The following is a 16,859-nucleotide window of genomic DNA, read 5'->3' as shown; positions in this document are numbered from 1 at the left end:
GAGCATGAACTTTTTCTGCGGTATCGGTCGTGGAAGCTGCCAGGTAGACGCTGATTTGCCGGGTATACAATAGAAGAAAGATCGGCAGATTTTATAGTATTAATAGATAGGTGATATCCTTTTTATGAAGAGGGGGGGAAGAAACATGGGATATACGGAGTCATTTCATATTAAACGGTTGCCTGAGCAGATGGATGTCTATGCGCCGGATGGGACTGAGATTCGTTTGCTGGCAAGTATAACCAGAGGGAGTATGGTACATTGTCGGCTACTGCCAGGACAGAACTCGCGTGCAGGGGTACACCAGACGGTAGAGGAATTGTGGTATGTGCTGCAAGGGCAGGGAAAGGTGTGGTTGAAAAGCGAGCACGAGGAGCGAGAAGAAGTGCTTGTCCCTGACACCAGCTTTACTATTCCTGTGGGGACGCAGTTTCAGGTGCGCAACACAGGATCTGTTCCCCTTTGCTGTGTGCTGGTGACCATGCCACCCTGGCCTGGAGAGCAGGAATGGGTCCGTGTAGGAGATCATTGGCCAGCATCGTAACATGTTCATTCGATTGTGGGCCAGAGCTGTGATAGAAAAGGAAGGTAATAAAAATTGTCGAAATGCGGATAGTTCCGCAGTCACTTATTATGCAGGAAGCGAGTGACAATCGCCAGATTGGAGTTCCTGTTCGCATGAGCGCGGGTCTGTAAGCATATCCAGACCCGCCGTGGTGGCAAAGTTAGAGGCGCCGCTTCAGCACAATGGCCTACCTTTTCCTTTATACTATACAGCTTTGAGATGAATAGGTAGCGCGCCAGATGTGAGGGTAGCGACAAGTGCTTTCGCCTGTTGTTGGGTAAAGTTGCCTGCGATCACTCCTGGACCAGTGATAGTCGATTGGATCACTCCAGAAGTGATAACTTTGTCGTCTAGCGTGATGGTCAGGACATCGCCAATATGTGCGGCAGTATATTGTTGAAAGCGTTGCGTTGCACTTCCTTGCATCGCAAAGCTAACATTATAAGCTCCGCTCTGTTTATCTTGGATTGCTGAAAAGGCCTGGGGATTGAAATCCTGATTAGCAAAACCTGGTTTACCTCCGGGATTGTATTGGGCGTAGTTATCAGCGTGAAAGGTTACGCCTGGTTGTAGAATGCCTGCCGGGCCTGTATCCCACGCCTGGATAGTACCGGTTTCCAGTAGCGTGCTGAACACCTCCTGGTCGTTATTGCCAAACTGAACAGTATCAACCAGAAGGCGAGTCTGCCCGCTCGTATTAACAATAGTAACCTTTGAATCTGTAAGACCAAAATAGTTGAAGCGATTGAGTAGTATCGTTCGGGCCTGTTCCAGAGCTTCTTGGGTCGGCGCACTCCCACTTTGAGATGTGACGAGAGTGATGTGCATGGAAGGCTTCTGTAGTGTTTGGAACAGATCCAAATGAGTACTGAAGAGGAGCGAACCCGCCAGGATACTCAGCAGCAGTACGGCCGCAGCCAGTCCCACTCCAAAGCGTGTTCGGCGTCTGATCCAGCCTGATCGCGGTGAAGAGACCAGATAGTCAGCACTCGTGCGCACATGTGCCTCGTCAGTCTGTGTTTTATGCAAGTTACTGATGGTAGACCAATTCAAACTGCTTGGTGGTTGAGGGCCATGCGCAAGCGTATCCATATTCTGAACCAGGTAAGTCAGTGCAGGATCGGAGGTATCGTCCAGGAGATCAGCGTAGGTCGTATGCAGTTTCTGTTGATCATTCATGCCATTTGCTCCTTAAGTTGCTGTAGAGTACGAGTTAATTGTTTTTTGACAGCCGCCTGACTTTTGTCGACGACCAGTGCGATCTCACTAGCACTCAGTTCACCTGAAAAACGCAGTGCCAACAGTTCACGCTTATAGGGGTCTAGCCGAGCCAGCAGACCAGCTAATTGGGTTAGTTGCTCCCGTTGAATGGCGAATTGTTCGGGGTTAATCTCGGCTACCAACAGATCGTGGGAAAGAAAATCCCAGGAAATAGTCACTATTTTCTGGCGATAGACATCGCTGACCGTATAGTGAGCGATGCGAAAGAGCCAGGCTGCGAAGGGTGCTCCACGAGGATGATAGTTGGGCAAGGAACTTAAAGCCTTGAGAAATACCTGCTGTGTCAGATCAGCCGCGTCTTCCGCATTACCCACACGTAAAGAGAGATAGCGATAAATACGCAGCATATAGTGCTGATATAGAGGCTCAAAAGCCGTAAGATCACATTGGGCTGCTTTGATCAGGCTGATTTCATCTTCGGCCTTCTCCGTTGCGAACGAATTACTACTGTTCATTTAGTTGTCATCCTTGTAAATACGCATGCAATAATTTTCTAGTTCTTCGATAGTTATATCGGAGATTTTGAAAAACGGAGACATCAATGAGTCATCGTAGCGGGTCCTGCATCATTATGCATAATGATGCAGGACCCGCTACGATGACTCATGATAAGCAACAGCCTATTATAACACCTGTTTTGTCAAAGCTGTAGTAGCAAGAAGCGCTCCCGCTCCGTCGCCGAATGGGCCAGCTGTTGTGTCATCTGGCGCAAGGTACTACTCTGGCTCGCCCAATCCTCGGGTGTCATGCGCGAGACATACTGGTATAGTTGCTCGCTATCGCGTACAAGGACCAGATCGAAGTTGAGCAACTGCAGCAAAAGGTTTTGCTCTTGCCGGAAGCGCCACCAGATCCGATCCTGGGTTGGGACCGACATCCCGCGAATGCCGGATTCTATTTTAGCCAGCGCCTGTTGGGCCGCCTCAAGCGCACGTAACTGGACCATGGCTTCCTGAGGTGGATCAGGATTGGCCCGCGTCAGAGGAGGAACAAAGCGCATCTGGTAGTCACTGCGTAGCTGTGCCAGCGTGGACATTGCTTGCGAGAGATGATAGGAGGCCCGTTCGCGCACAAGCAGATCATCTGCGCGTGCTTGATTGGTCTGGTTGTAGAAGTTATAGCCATAGCCTGTGAGCAGCAATTGTAATTGCTGGACAAGTGGATTGCTGGATGGTTGCGAGCTCATTTGAATCCTCCCGACCACGGGCAAGTATGAACTTGCCCGTAATCCTTTAAGCATGCCTCTTAATCTTAGCGCCGTGGTTGTGCGGGTGGAGGTGGAGGAGTAGACGCGGGCGCGGAATCTGGTGAATAGTTATTTCCGGTATAATAGTCAGCGTTCGTGGTTGGCTGTATTCCATTAACGTTAAAAGGCTGGCCAATCGCCATATTGGGGGCCGAGATGATACCCTGTTCCGCCATCAACATCGCTGTATAGTAGCGTACCGCCTCTATTTCGCTCAGTCCGAACGCTTTGAGTGAAATGAGCGCCTTCATACGTTCATCGCGCGGGAAGACCAGGACCTTGACGGTATCGAGCGCGATGCCATAGGCGGCCAGAAATTGTTGCAGATGCTGAAATACAATCTGTGAAAGATCATGAATCTTTTCATTGACCGCTTCCAGAGGTGTAATCTGTACAACCTGGTTTACTGCTTGCTCAATGACTGGTCCGGCGTAAGCGTTTATCTCTTGCGTTGTTAACGCGTGTCCGTGGTAAGGCATATGTTGGACAAGTTGTACCGCAGCCTCGCGTGTCTCGACATGAATATAGTAATCCACGCTGTAAACCATCTCCGCCATTTCGCGCGAGAGGGCCATGCCTCCAGTTTTTAGCACGAGCTTGGCGCGATTAATGTAGAGCGCCTCATACTGCCAGGGACTCTGGCCACCGTAGAAGGCCTGCTGCATAGAGCCGAAAAGAGGACGATCAGGCGTCTGGACCGTATACTGTCCTGTTTCGTAGACATTAAGAATAGCTCCACGGGATTTGAGGACACAAAAATGGTTGCTCTCTACTGTCAGCAGTGAGCCATTGATAATGCCATTATGGGATAGTGCCAGAGGAGCACGTCTGGCCCCATCATCTCCTCGCCATTGTCGGTCAATGTCGAAATCACGTTACGAATGCCTGGCATAAATAACCTCCTATTACCTCAGACGAGTATCGCTGCCTTGCTGAGGATGTACGATAAGTATCCTTACTCGCGATATTGTATTAGAAATGGTTAATTTACTTTCTACTCATTATTGTAACACCGTGTTGGCTCCCGGTATATAAAAATAATCACAAATTTCTATCTGGTTCGCAGATGCTATAAATACAAAAAATACAGAGGTTTTTTACATGCGTTTGTCAAACGGAGCCCTGTTCAAGATGTGGTTCGCTCCGCATAGTGCAGCATAGTGCGAGAAATGGTGTTCAATACATGGGATGATGGATTATGAGTGGAATGCCAGATTCTATTACCTTCTTCTCTACTGGCGGATGGAGAGATTTAGAGGTTTTGTTGTCTACCTCTGGATGACTTGCGAAAAGGCCGTGTTAATATGGTACTGTACTAGAGCCAGTCAATGCTAGTGATATAATTAGCAGGCACAATGTATCTGCCAGGCGGAACGAGAAAGAACCATATTGCACATGGTTGAGGATAGCCAATGTATCTATTACATGTAAAAAATATTTATGATGTCGGGGACGACTATTATACGATCCACATTGAGGATCATGGTATAAATTCCCATAACCGAGAAGTGCGCCAATCTGTAAAGAAGGCATTTGCCGACCTGCGCAAAGCCATCAATGCCTATCGACTCCTGCCTGAGTATGCGGAACTCTATCGGGTGGATGAACGCTATAGTGTAAAAGGTAATTACTGGTGCTTGCATAAGCAACTGCTATTACACTTTGCAGCCTGGCTAAATTTTCCTGCTCCACTCGAGACAATGCTATGGGAAGCCAGGATACGGGCGGAACAGCAATATTATAGCTTCCAGGAGCCAGCGCAGGTCTCCCAGGTTGGTGTAGATAAAGCACTGCAATTTTTCGGGCTCGATCATACAGCCACCCAGGAAGACCTGAAGCGGCGCTACCGCCAGCTTGTCAAGCGCTATCATCCAGACACAGGCGGCGACGAGGCAAAATTCAAAACCCTCCAATATGCCCATAGTATCTTGAAAGCGCACATTAAGTCTGACGCGCTGGTAGGATAGAATAAGAGGAATGTTTTTTAGCGCATCTCTCTACTTCTTTTTACTTTTACCTTTTTTCTTGTGAGTTACTGTGACCGTAGGGCGTGTCGGAGCCACATAAATTCCTGCGCCTTTAACGCGGCCATCTTCCATCTCCAGGCGTATATCGGCATCCCTGGCAATGTTACGATCATGTGTCACCACGATCACGGTTTTGCCCTGTTCAGAGAGTTTTTTCAGCAGTTCGATAATCCGCTTGCTATTATGAGAATCCAGATTGCCGGTGGGCTCGTCAGCAAGAATGACTTTAGGATCATTGGCCAGGGCACGCGCGATGGCTACACGCTGCTGTTGGCCGCCCGACAACTTGTTTGGTCTATGGGTTTGTCGCTCCTCGTTGATCCCAACCTGGAAAAGTAAGTTGCGGGCCCGCTCGCGCATTTCTGTGCGCGAGAGTCCACCTGCCAATTGCATAGGAAGCATCACATTCTCCAGCGCCGTCAGATTGGGGAGCAGATGAAAGGATTGAAATACAAAGCCAAGTTTATTTCGCCTAAAGTGATTCTCCTTGCGCGCGGAAAGATGCAAGACATCAACGCCGTCAACCTGTAACTTCCCCTTTGTCGCTTTATCTAGCCCACCCAGAACATAGAGTAATGTCGATTTTCCTGACCCGCTAGGACCAGTAATCGTGATAAATTGTCGTTCGGTAAAGGTAAAATTTGCCCCATCTACTGCTTTGATCAGCCTACCTCTATGTTTGAAGTAGCGGTTCAGGTCCTCAGCAACGATCGTCACAGGTTGCTCTTCCCAGTAACTGGCAGATCTGACTATTCGTGTTGGAGAGTCAGCGTCGCTAGCGAACTTTGGCATTGGCTCAATCTTACCATCTTCCATCTGCAGGCGTACATCGGCCTGCCGGGCGATGTCGCGATCATGCGTCACCACGATTACAGTTTTGCCCTGTGCGGAGAGTTTTTTCAGCAATTCGATGATGCGTTGCCCGTTACGGTAATCCAGGTTGCCGGTGGGCTCATCAGTGAGGATGATTTTAGGATCATTGGCCAGGGCACGCGCGATGGCCACGCGTTGTTGTTGGCCGCCCGACAACTTGTTTGGCCTATGGCCATGTCGATCCTCACTAATGCCCACTTCTAGCAGCAGCGTACGTGCTCGTTCACGCATATCTGCAGGTGAGAGCTCACCTGCTAATTGCATTGGGAGCATCACATTTTCCAGCGCTGTCAGATTGGGAAGCAAATGAAACGATTGAAACACAAAACCAATTTTTTTTCGTCTGAATTGATGTTCCTGTGCCCCTGATAAAGATCTTACATCCACTCCATCAACCAGTATCGTGCCAGCCGTCGCCTGGTCCAGACCGCCTATAATATAAAGCAGTGTCGATTTGCCTGACCCACTAGGACCCATAATCGTGATAAATTGTTGTTCGGTAAAGGTAAAACTGACCCCATCAACCGCCTTAATCTCACCACCCTGGTGGGTGAAATATTTGCTCAATCCCTCAGCTACAATTGTGACTGCTTTCCCGTTTTGCTCACCTATCGATTGGACTGGTAGCGACGTTGCCTCGAATTCCTGACCTTCCCCCTCATCCACAGGAGTTGTATCTTGATTCATAGTTACCCCTCTGCTTTCGTTTCAGGCATTAACCTCGGCGCAACACTTCAGCTGGCTTGATGCGTGCAACGTACCAGGCTGGGATCACGCTAGTCATTACTGCCAGCCCCATTCCCAGGCCTACAATAATGAGCAAGGTCTGAACGTTGAGCGTTGCCGAAGACAGGTGTACGTTGCTGAGCTGTGTGGCCTGGGATGCGAAGAGATTACGACCAGGGCCAAAGGGACCACCGCGAAAACCGGTCTGTGCTGTCGTCGTAGCGGCAGGAGTAGAGACATTGAATGCCTGTGAGATCACCGGCCCCAGTGTCGCGAGCAAGACCACCGCAATAATGGCGGCAGCAGCGCTGAGCGCCAGAACTTCTCCCCAGAACTGGCGAATTACCTGCCAGTGAGACGCGCCAATAGCTTTGAGTGCCCCTATTTCTGAGGTTCTTTCGTGCACTGTGATAAAGACAGCAAAGATGATAACGAGGGTTGCAGTGATAATAGAGACGATCAGTGCCAGCTGGATACTATTTTGAGCCGTATTAAGCGCGTTAATGGTATTAGCATAGGTAGAAGCTTCTGTGACAACATCATAAGATTTGCCCAGAGTAGTGCGCAATTTATTTGCTACTGTATTTACCTGTTCATAGCTCTGTGCGTAAGCTGTAATCGAATCCACCCCATTGACCGAGTAGATATTCTGCATGACTGTCAGCGGCATAACGAGTGAGTTATTGGCAAACGTCTGATCGGTTGTATAGAGGCCAATGACAGTGAAAGTTTTGCCTTTCAAGCTAAATGTTGAGCCTAATGTCAGGTTGTTGGTCGTTGCCAGCGTCTGGCTCATCATAGCGACAGAGGAATTGGCATCGCTTGCCTGAAATGTACGCCCCGACTGGAGTGTAGGTGTGCTTCCACCTGCCAGCGTAAAATGTGTAGCATCCGTTGAAATACCGTTGATGGTAGGCGGAAGAGAGATCGATCGCCCACTTGGAGTTTGAAACGTGCTTGTTTTCAGCGTGCTATTTGTGTCAGTACGCCGCAAACTCTCCTCAACAGTGGCGATGCCTGGCAGTTTTTTGACCGTAGTAATGGTGGTGTTGGGGATTGGAGTACTGGTTGCTTGATTAAAAAAGCCTCTGCCGCCACCTCCATTCGGTCCCGCGTTATCACCAGCTTGTCCTTGCCCTCCTGTATTTGGCCCGACATCCTGGCTATTATTTGTCACATAATTAATAGTAATAGCCGTTCCCACCTCTTTATGCACATTGGCCAGTTGTTGTTGCGCACTCCCATTCAGACTCACCATTGCAGCTACAAGCATTAAACTTGCGCCCAACAGCAAGACTACCATGATCAGGCGCAGCGGGTTACGAAGGACATTTCTCATGCCTCGTATAATTGTATCCATAGATACTCCCTTTGTGATTATGAGCACATTGCTCACGCCTTATTATTAGATTTGAAATAAAGCTCTTTCCGCATCCAAGCATAGAGGAATTTTGTCAGAAATATTTAAGTTAACTGTAAAATAGTTGTAAGAAAGGTCAAGAAACCTGCGGGTATTTTGTGACAGATGATTTTGTTTGTCCCAGAATGGGTCTGACTCCCATGATCATGGGAAGCGTACCGCCCTTATGTGGACGTGCGCAGGCGCACCCGAGCTGTTTTTATAATGTGGTGTAGAAAATGCGCTGGGCGCATTTTCTACACCACATTATAAAAACAATGTTGAGCACCACATGGTAAATGACCTAACACGGCATGATAGGATTTACGCTTGTGGTAATGTCGCTTGCCGCATGTGCCGAGAGAGAAACAGAAATCCGGTGATCAGAAGCAGGCCACTCCACAGGATGCCCACGGTCGGTAAAACGCCCAGATGTTCCAGGCTCAGCCCGAGTGCGGAGGAGCCGATGGTGAGGACGCTGAACAAGGTCAGGCGATAGATGCTACTGACGCGGCCTTGCAGGGCATCTGGTACAACAGCGAAGCGATAACTGTCCATGAAGATAGCACGGATCGAGTCGGAGAGAGCGATGCTCGCGAAGACGGCTCCCAACAGTAGTGGCGTCGTGATGAAGCCATAGAGAGGAAAGACGAACACGAACACGATCAGGGCACAGCCCAACGCTCTGCCAAAGCGTATGCGTCGCTGTAAAGGCGGGTAGAGCGCCGTGCCAAGCAGGTTCCCGATGCCGCCAGCCGCGACGATCAGGCCGTAGAGCACCGACGGAATATGCTGCTGTTGCACAATGGCCAGGACGAGAAGCACGCTGGCTGTTATGGTGAGGTTGACATAGCTGGAAATCAGGAGGATCGAGCGCACGACCTCATGCACCCACAACCAGGTGAGTCCCTCGCGCACTTCTAAGAGCAGGTGGTGACGCTCCGTCCTCCGTTCGTCTTGCATGGGCGAGCGTATGGAGAGCAATGAGCTGAGCAAGATCAGAGAGGAAAGCGCGTCTGTGACGAACGGAAGCAGCCTGCTGATGCTAAAGAGCAAGCTGCCCAGCGCGGGTCCGACAAGCGCGCTGGAGCCAACTATCAACTCGTTCTGTGCGACTGCTGTGGGGAGCTGGCTCTTTGGCACGATCCATGCCCGTGCTGCCGATTGGGCCAGCTCGTCGAAAAGCGAAATGGCTCCCAGGCCAAATGCTATGGCGTAGAGGAGAAGCAACCGCAGTGGTCCGCTGGTCAGGAACAGCGCCAGGGGAATGCTTGCCACGCACACCATCAAGCAGAAGGTACAGAGAAGCATCACGCGTTTGCGCGGCCAGCGATCCACCAGTGCCCCGGCGGGTAGGCTCAGCAGGACGTAGGGAAGCTGCCCCAGGCTATACGCCAGCCCGGCAGCAGCGATCGAACGCGTCAGTCCCACAATGAGTAGTGGAAACGCGAACTGCGTGCAACTCGTGCCGAGCGAGGAGACGGCCTGGCCGAGCCAAAGCAAAAGATAGTCACGATTGCGCCAAAGGGAAACGGGCTGTTGAGGAATGATGTCTTTGTCCATACATTCTGGTCGCTTTCTCTATGGTAAATAGGCTCAATCTTCCGGCGGTTGAAGGTAGTATTGACCATGAAACATCCTTTCGTTCGACGTATTTCTGCGAGAAAGGAAGAAAGGAAAAGGAGCCCGGCAACACAGGAGGGGTTCAATCAATACGGGGCTGAGATACATCTCAGGATGAAGGCAACACACATCCTCGCACCAACGCGATCAGCGCTGCGTGTAAGGATGTCGCTATTCACAAACAGCCACGTAAGCGCGATCTGTGCCGGGCTTATGTGGTCAAAAGCGGTTTCACACCGCCTGAGGGGAACAGATATCTTTTACTCATCAGCCAGATGATAGCATTGAGACCGCATCGGTGTCAATGGAGGCTGATTCATGACCATCACTATGTAGCCAGACCATTTCATAGGGTGCAAGTGTCAATGGCTCATCTCTTGCATAGCGTCTTTCTGTGAGCAGGTCGGTTGTATGTTGACTGGCGACAAACTGACGCAGATCGAGCGATTGGGTATAGGCACTGAAATTAGCTGCTACATAGATACGCTGCAGTCCCTGTTGACGTACAAACAGGACCGTATGTTTATCGATGTTATTTAACCACTGTGTTGGTTGATCGGCCCCAAAGATAGGATTGGATTTGCGCAGGGCGATCATACGTTGCAGGGCACCAAATATGCGTCCAGCAACGGTGGTAGGATCATGTCGTTGCGCCAGCAGGTCCTGATTCGCGGCCGGTCGGTGCACCCAGCGACTGTCGTTCGTCCTGGTTATATCGTGTTGGTAGCTATAATCGTTGAGCGTGCCCAGTTCGTCTCCAAGATAGAACAATGGAATACCACCAGCCGTCAGGATGATACCCATCATAGCCAGGATGCGTCGGATAGCCAGGTCCAGTTGATAAGGGTCTCCACTATGTTGAGCTTTTTCCAGGCCCGCCAACGAAGCGGTAGTGCCACTAATGCGCATATCTCCTGTACGTGGATTATAGCCAAAAGGAAGTCCTGCCGCGAAGCTACCTTCTACCTGACCGGTATAAAAGCGATTCAAGAAAATACGATGGATGCCACCATCGATACCCACTTCGGCGCAGTCTTCATCTGCAAAGCCCCAACCGATATCATCGTGACTGCGTATATAATTCACCCAGGCAGTATTGGTTGGAATGGCAAAACGCTTAACCATGCTATGCTGCAGCAAATGTGTCCAGCCGGACGCTAGTGCCTCCCACAGCAAAACCATAAGCAATGGATTATAGCTGATAGCGCATTCCGGACCGATATATCTGGCGATTTCATCAGGATGAACGATCGCCTCAGCTTTGAAGATGGTGGCCGGCGCGACAATCTGGATGAGCAGATTGAGGGCTTCCACTATAGCATGAGCCTGTGGAAGATTCTCACAATTTGTGCCCAACTCTTTCCAGAGGAAAGGAACCGCATCAATCCGGAGCACCTCTACACCCTGATTGGCCAGGAAAAGCATCTCATCGAGCATGGCATTAAAAAGGGCCGGATTGGCATAATTGAGATCCCATTGGTAGTTATGGAAGGTTGTCCAGACCCAGCGCTGTACTTCAGGCACATAGGTGAAGTTTCCAGGAGCCTGGGCGGGGAAAATTTCGCGCAAATTTTGTTCATAGCGCTTTGGGATCGTATCGTCAGGAAACATGCGATAGTAATCTTGATAGCTCTGGTCGCCTTCCCTGGCGCGTAATGCCCACTCATGCTCATCGGAGGTATGGTTCATAACCATATCCAGCACCAGGCTGATCCCATGCGCGCGCAACTCGGACGCCAGGTCCGCCAATTCCGCCATTGTACCTAGCTGAGGACGTACGGCGCGAAAATCACTGACCGCGTACCCCCCGTCATTAAATGACTCTGGAGCAGCGAAAAGTGGCATTAAATGCAAATATGTCAATCCAAGTTCTTGAAAATAAGGGATACGTGCCCGGATACCAGCTAAATTGCCGGCATAGCGATCGACATAGCAAACACCTCCCACCATCGATGCCTGTTGAAACCAGTCAGGATTCCGGCTGGCATCCAGGGCATGTAATTCTGGTGAGCGCGCAATAAATGCGTGTGCCGCTGTCGTACAGATGCGTTCAAGTTGTTCAGTAAAATCAGCTCGGTCACCATACAGGCTAAATAATAGCTCTGAAAGGCGAGCGAAGCGCTCCTCAAGTCGTGTTAAAAAGAGGGTGCTCTGTCCATTATCCTTAAAAATTTCAAGCAGGTGAGCGTGCAATATTGGCCATGTGCCTTGTGATGAAGTCATGCTAGTCAGGGGCCTCCACGATATATAATTGCAATGGGATGAAGTGTATATTCAGCACATTAGTGTTATATGTGCTTTAAGAATCTCATGTGTCTTTGAGAGTACTTCATGTATCTATATAATTCTTGCAATAGGTTAGCTCATAAATTATAGCGTATACAGTCGTAAAAACATAGATAGTGACTTAGAGGTCATAGTTGATAGGCTGTTGGTCTCATCAAGCCAGTGTATGAAACCGTTCAGGATTATCAGGCAGAGTATATCCTTCCCCGGGATCAAGGCACTTTTGTCAGCAATCTGCTAATGGTGTCTAACAGATCCATCAGATCGAACGGCTTGATCAGATAGGCATCGGCTCCCACCAGGGCGGCCTTTTCTTTGGCCTGGGCATCTGCCGTCAGGACAAGCAGCTTAAAAGCTGAGCGGCGTCCTTGCTGTTGGAGTACCTGCACAAAAGCATAGCCATTCATTTGAGGCATCATTAGATCGAGTAAGATCAAGTCTGGCGTGATGGTTGCCAGCTGTTCTAGTGCATTCTTGCCATTGTAGGCAATGGCGACCTGATACCCTTCTGCTTCTAGTGCAACCTGGAGAAACTCCTGTACCCCTGGATCATCATCGACCACCAGTACGAGACTGCTCACGCTTCCTCCTCTACTGGTTGCTGACTTGCATCAGGCAATGAGAGTAGGAACGTAGCGCCCTGTCCTTCCTGGCTCGTCACAGTAATCGTGCCTCCGTGTGCATGGACGATACTCTGGCACAAGTATAATCCAAGCCCGATGCCTGGAAAGTGATAGGTTGAAGCATTGGAGGCACGGAAAAAAGGAGTGAACATCTGAGGAATGTCCGGTTCAGGAATACCTATGCCTGAATCAGTGATGGAGATCTGAACTTTATCCCCTTGCTGCTGTGTATCCACTGTAATCGCGCCACCGTCTGGAGAATATTTGATCGCATTGTCGAGCAGATTATCGAGGACCTGCTCAAGGCGTGAACGATCCCCCCATACTGGAAGTGGATGTTCTGAAAGGTTGAGACTGAGCGTCCAGCGCCTATCTTTCAGCAGCGCTTCACGTCGCCCTGTTACCAGTTCTTCCACCATTGAGCGCGCGTCGAAGTGTTCTCGGCGGAGAGGAAGAGCATCGGTCTGTAACTTAGTGACATCGGTCAGATCAGTGCTCAAACGAGCAAGTCGATCCGTTTCCCGTTGAATTAGCTGCAGGCGTTGAGCTAAGACCTCCGGGCTGGGCACGTGTCCCTGCTCCAGGCCGCGCAAGAGCACCTGGGTAAGGCCACGGATCGTGGTGACCGGTGTACGCAACTCGTGGGAAGTTGTGGTCAGCAATTCATCTTTGAGCCGTTGCGCTTCGCGTTCATGGGTGATGTCGCGCACGATGCCCAGGGTTCCAACAATATGTCCTCGATCATCGCGAATGGCTCCCACACTCATACGTAAAGTACGCAGGGAGCCAGTACGATGGCGGAGCCGAAACTGATGTCCACTTACCCGTTTGCCCTGGGCAGCTTGCGCGAGCAGTTGGTGGATACCAGCCTGATCCTCAGCATCCACCAACTGCTCGAAAATATTGCCTACTACCTCTTCGCCCTCCACGCCCACGAGATCGCGCCAGCGTGCATTCGCGTAGGTGACGCAGCCATCCAGATCAAATGCGCCAATCGCTTCAGCCGCCTCCTGCATCACCTCTTCCCAGCGGGACGTAGTTTCGCCCAACTGCTTACGCAAGCGCTGTACCTGTTCCATCAGATGGAGTTGTTCAGCAATGTCTGGACTCGCCCGGTTCAAATCCGGGACATACTCTTTGCCAAGCGCGGCCACGGCCTCTGGGGTACGTTGTAGATGGATAGTGACATAACAACCAGGATCGCCCAGGGCGATGCGCTGGTGCAAGACCACCTTGGCATAGCCAAAGTTGCGAGCGGCAATACCACCAAAGACAGAACTGGTCATAAAGCAAAGCGAGGGTGATTGGCGCACCAGGGTATCAAAGGGACATGAAGTGGTGCGCACCACCACCTTTTGCGCATCCTTTGAGACCAAAGAAAAATTGCCCTGAATCTTTTGTTTGAGATCAACGATCACATGGGCATACTCATCGAGCGTCAAAGAGCGATCAATGGCCCAGAAGCGCTTGTACTCCTCCTCAATGGCGGCTCCCATAGAGAGTCCAACATTCATAATATAGGCGCCAGTAAGATCACTACCGAGAATGCCCTCATTGAGGTGGCCCAGGCTGGCAATCAGCCGTCGCATAAAGAGATCGCGGTCGAGCGCAATGGGCGTTGAGAACCGTTCTGGCCCTGTTTTATCCATAGATCGCATAGTTTTTCCTTTTTCTTATCTCAGAAAATAGGGCAGGTGTCAACCTGAGAACAGACTTGATCTGTGGCTGGCAACGAAGGGGTGTCATCCACAGTGCTTGTTTCATCAACGTCACATACTGGACTGTATCCATGGCTCATCCTACACCCACATACGAAAACAGGTCAAGCACAGCAGCGAGCCGCCGCCTGGATGCGGCTCGCTCCGCTGCCACTGACTCAACCATTCAACTTGATCAGTGGCGAGGAAACGGGTGCGCCTGTCAGACAGCTGTGCTCATACGATTGAAGGGCATGCTATTGCGTTTTAAAGCGGTGTGTAAGGATATATGTGATATACTACCTGCGAATTATAGAAGAGCAGCAGGAAGGAGCAAGGTATGCCCCGTATGCGCGTCAATGGTGTTGAGCTGTATTATGAGGAACAGGGCAACGGCCCCGAAACGATCTTTTTTTCGCACGGCTTGCTCTGGAGTTGTCGTATGTTTGATGAGCAGGTAGCGTTGCTACGCAATCGCTACCGCTGTATCGCCTTTGATCATCGTGGCCAGGGTCAGAGTGAAGTAACGCGTGATGGTTACGATATGGAAACGCTCTACGAGGATGCCGCCGCCCTTATCGAGGTGCTGGGGGGCGCGCCCTGTCATTTTCTAGGGCTCTCGATGGGTGGTTTCGTGGGCATGCGCCTGGCTGCACGGAGACCTGAACTGCTCCGTTCGCTGCTGCTGTTGGAAACCTCCGCTGATCCAGAAACCAGCGAACATCAATCCCAGTACAGACAGCTTGCCTTTGTTGGGCGTTGGACAGGTATGCGCCTGGTCAGCGACCCCGTGATGAAGACGATGTTTGGTCAGAAGTTTCTGCAAGATCCAGTACGAAGTGAGCAGCGCCAGGTGTGGCGGCAGCGACTTATCAACAATAATCGCATCGGCAGCGCCCGCGCCACCATAGGGGTGGTCGAGCGCCAGAGTATCTATGACGAGATTGAGAAGATCCGTGTCCCGACATTGATTATCGTTGGTGAGCAGGATGTAGCCACGCCACCAGTGAACGCTCAGCGACTTCACGACAGAATTGCTGGCTCACAGCTGGTTATCATACCTGGAGCCGGGCATACATCAACGGTTGAGGAGCCCGCGTTGGTCAACGAAGCGATCAGTGCTTTCCTTACCAACCTGTAGTATGAGATGGGAGAGAGACAATGCGCTTACAGAACAAGGTGGCTTTAATTACAGGTTCAGCTCGCGGAATGGGTCGAGCTGCGGCAGAGCTATTTGCGCGTGAAGGGGCCAGTATCATTCTAACTGATATCGCGGAACAAGAAGGTATTGAAGCCGCCCAAAGCATTCAAGCGGCTGGTGGAAAGGCAATATTTGTGCCAGCAAATGTGGCCGCTGCAAAAGATGTCCAGCATCTGGTAGAGACAGGTATTAGCACTTTTGGCGCCATTGATATTCTATATAATAATGCTGGCATCATGCCAGCCGCGGATACCAGCGTTATTGATACCAGTGAAGAAACCTGGGATCATATTATGGCTGTGAACTTGAAAAGCACCTTCCTGTGCTGTAAATATACTCTCCCTTATATGGTGAAGCAACAGCACGGCTCCATCATCAACATCTCTTCGATGGTTGTTTTTCTAGGCTCTACCGTACCACAAGAGGCCTATGGAGTCTCCAAAGGTGGCTTGCTAGCACTCACAAAATCACTGGCAGTACAATATGGTCCGGCCGGCATTCGTTGCAACGCCATCTGTCCAGGACCTATTAATACAGGACTGCTTGATCACCTCTGGACCAGTGAGGAAGAGCGCAACCGCCGTCTCACTCGTATTCCTCTTGGACGCTTTGGGCTGATCAACGACATCATTTATTTTGCCTTATATCTGGCCTCTGACGAATCCTCCTGGACAACCGGCACCTGGATGACGATCGATGGAGGTATATCCTCAAACTATTTCTAATTTGGCGCCTGCGGTGCCGGGTTGGGAGTGTGTGGTGGGTGGCTGCGGCCGCCCAATACCGTTGAGATAAGAGAAGCTCAAACATGGGGGGCATCGGATATCGGCCTGGAAAGCCACGCCAGAGGTGGCCTTTCGACAGCATGCGGCAGATGGACATCATCGTTTCTGAGCTCCACTGCTTCTGAACGACCTGGATGAGGACAAGCCCCTCTACCTTTCATTGAGCAACCAGGCAGCATGAAACACGAATTGTATAGATTCGGGGCTTGTCCCCGATTGCCGCCCTCCGCAGAGCCGGCGGCCCAGTATCTCTGCGCCAGGGTACCCCGTGGCATGACCCTTTCTTTCACGCGGTGCCCAAACATGGACCATCCTTTTGGGTACCGCATGGGTCGAGGTCTCAGAGATAAGCGACCGAGTGACGAGGATACCGGGCCTCACTAGCGGTGAGGCAAATCGGGGACAAGCCCCGAACCTATACAATTCATTATTCTTGTTAATTTTTCGTGTCGGGAGGGTAAAAAGGTGCAGGCTCCAATCCCGTGTTTCTGAGCTCCAATTCTTCGTATCTCAACGGTATTGGGCGG

At 50.7% G+C, this 16,859-nt stretch carries 15 protein-coding genes; 5 read left to right on the top strand and 10 right to left on the bottom strand.

All coding sequences use genetic code 11. The annotated features are described in order from the left end of the window. Positions 1–145 precede the first annotated feature (145 nt). A complete protein-coding gene (locus tag EL645_RS28515; protein WP_161977772.1) occupies positions 146–544 on the top strand; it encodes a cupin domain-containing protein in 399 nt (132 codons plus the stop codon). 225 nt (positions 545–769) lie between these two features. Here the strand turns inward: EL645_RS28515 and EL645_RS28510 are convergent, their stop codons facing one another. The 4 genes from EL645_RS28510 to EL645_RS28495 form a co-directional block, all read right to left on the bottom strand. Further along, positions 770–1,744 carry a SecDF P1 head subdomain-containing protein gene (locus tag EL645_RS28510; RefSeq protein ID WP_126554943.1) on the bottom strand — a complete coding sequence of 325 codons (975 nt, stop codon included), beginning with the start codon at positions 1,742–1,744 and terminating at the stop codon, positions 770–772. Continuing rightward, entirely contained in the window at positions 1,741–2,301 is a 561-nt protein-coding gene (locus EL645_RS28505) for an RNA polymerase sigma factor (RefSeq protein WP_126554941.1), read from the bottom strand. Before EL645_RS28505 ends, EL645_RS28510 begins: the two co-directional genes overlap by 4 nt. Before the next feature lie 185 nt (positions 2,302–2,486). After that, on the bottom strand, positions 2,487–3,032 hold the full coding sequence (locus tag EL645_RS28500) for a hypothetical protein (RefSeq protein WP_126554940.1): 546 nt from the start codon (positions 3,030–3,032) through the stop codon (positions 2,487–2,489). Positions 3,033–3,097: 65 nt separating this feature from the next. Further along, positions 3,098–3,871: an SPFH domain-containing protein gene (locus EL645_RS28495; protein ID WP_246035736.1), complete on the bottom strand. Its 774-nt coding sequence runs from the start codon at positions 3,869–3,871 to the stop codon at positions 3,098–3,100. A 633-nt stretch (positions 3,872–4,504) separates the two neighbouring features. Here EL645_RS28495 and EL645_RS28490 point away from each other — a divergent pair. Next, positions 4,505–5,059 carry a J domain-containing protein gene (locus EL645_RS28490; RefSeq protein WP_126554938.1) on the top strand — a complete coding sequence of 185 codons (555 nt, stop codon included), beginning with the start codon at positions 4,505–4,507 and terminating at the stop codon, positions 5,057–5,059. A 30-nt stretch (positions 5,060–5,089) separates the two neighbouring features. Here the strand turns inward: EL645_RS28490 and EL645_RS43250 are convergent, their stop codons facing one another. From EL645_RS43250 to EL645_RS28460, 6 genes are all read right to left on the bottom strand, one after another. Then, entirely contained in the window at positions 5,090–6,679 is a 1,590-nt protein-coding gene (locus tag EL645_RS43250; RefSeq protein ID WP_246035610.1) for an ABC transporter ATP-binding protein, read from the bottom strand. A 28-nt stretch (positions 6,680–6,707) separates the two neighbouring features. Further along, a complete protein-coding gene (locus EL645_RS28480) occupies positions 6,708–8,078 on the bottom strand; it encodes an ABC transporter permease (RefSeq protein WP_126554936.1) in 1,371 nt (456 codons plus the stop codon). Positions 8,079–8,441: 363 nt separating this feature from the next. Then, positions 8,442–9,680, bottom strand: coding sequence for an MFS transporter (locus EL645_RS28475; RefSeq protein ID WP_126554934.1), 1,239 nt, complete (start codon positions 9,678–9,680; stop codon positions 8,442–8,444). A gap of 327 nt (positions 9,681–10,007) precedes the next feature. Continuing rightward, complete coding sequence (locus EL645_RS28470) at positions 10,008–11,963, bottom strand: alpha-amylase family glycosyl hydrolase (protein WP_126554932.1); 1,956 nt, start codon at positions 11,961–11,963, stop codon at positions 10,008–10,010. A 275-nt stretch (positions 11,964–12,238) separates the two neighbouring features. Beyond that, complete coding sequence (locus EL645_RS28465; RefSeq protein ID WP_126554930.1) at positions 12,239–12,607, bottom strand: response regulator transcription factor; 369 nt, start codon at positions 12,605–12,607, stop codon at positions 12,239–12,241. Continuing rightward, a complete protein-coding gene (locus tag EL645_RS28460; RefSeq protein WP_126554928.1) occupies positions 12,604–14,307 on the bottom strand; it encodes an ATP-binding protein in 1,704 nt (567 codons plus the stop codon). Before EL645_RS28460 ends, EL645_RS28465 begins: the two co-directional genes overlap by 4 nt. A gap of 93 nt (positions 14,308–14,400) precedes the next feature. Here EL645_RS28460 and EL645_RS28455 point away from each other — a divergent pair, with 93 nt between their 5' ends. The 3 genes from EL645_RS28455 to EL645_RS28445 all read left to right on the top strand — a co-directional run bounded on the left by EL645_RS28455 (position 14,401) and on the right by EL645_RS28445 (position 16,272). After that, a complete protein-coding gene (locus tag EL645_RS28455) occupies positions 14,401–14,595 on the top strand; it encodes a hypothetical protein (RefSeq protein ID WP_126554926.1) in 195 nt (64 codons plus the stop codon). 91 nt (positions 14,596–14,686) lie between these two features. Beyond that, complete coding sequence (locus EL645_RS28450; RefSeq protein WP_126554924.1) at positions 14,687–15,487, top strand: alpha/beta fold hydrolase; 801 nt, start codon at positions 14,687–14,689, stop codon at positions 15,485–15,487. 20 nt (positions 15,488–15,507) lie between these two features. Further along, positions 15,508–16,272 (top strand): SDR family NAD(P)-dependent oxidoreductase, encoded by a 765-nt coding sequence (locus EL645_RS28445; RefSeq protein WP_126554922.1) that lies wholly within the window; start codon positions 15,508–15,510, stop codon positions 16,270–16,272. The last annotated feature ends 587 nt before the right edge of the window (positions 16,273–16,859 follow it).

The sequence above is a fragment of the Dictyobacter kobayashii genome (genome assembly GCF_003967555.1).
Lineage (GTDB): Bacteria > Chloroflexota > Ktedonobacteria > Ktedonobacterales > Ktedonobacteraceae > Dictyobacter > Dictyobacter kobayashii.
This window is presented reverse-complemented; position numbering and strand designations above follow the sequence as displayed.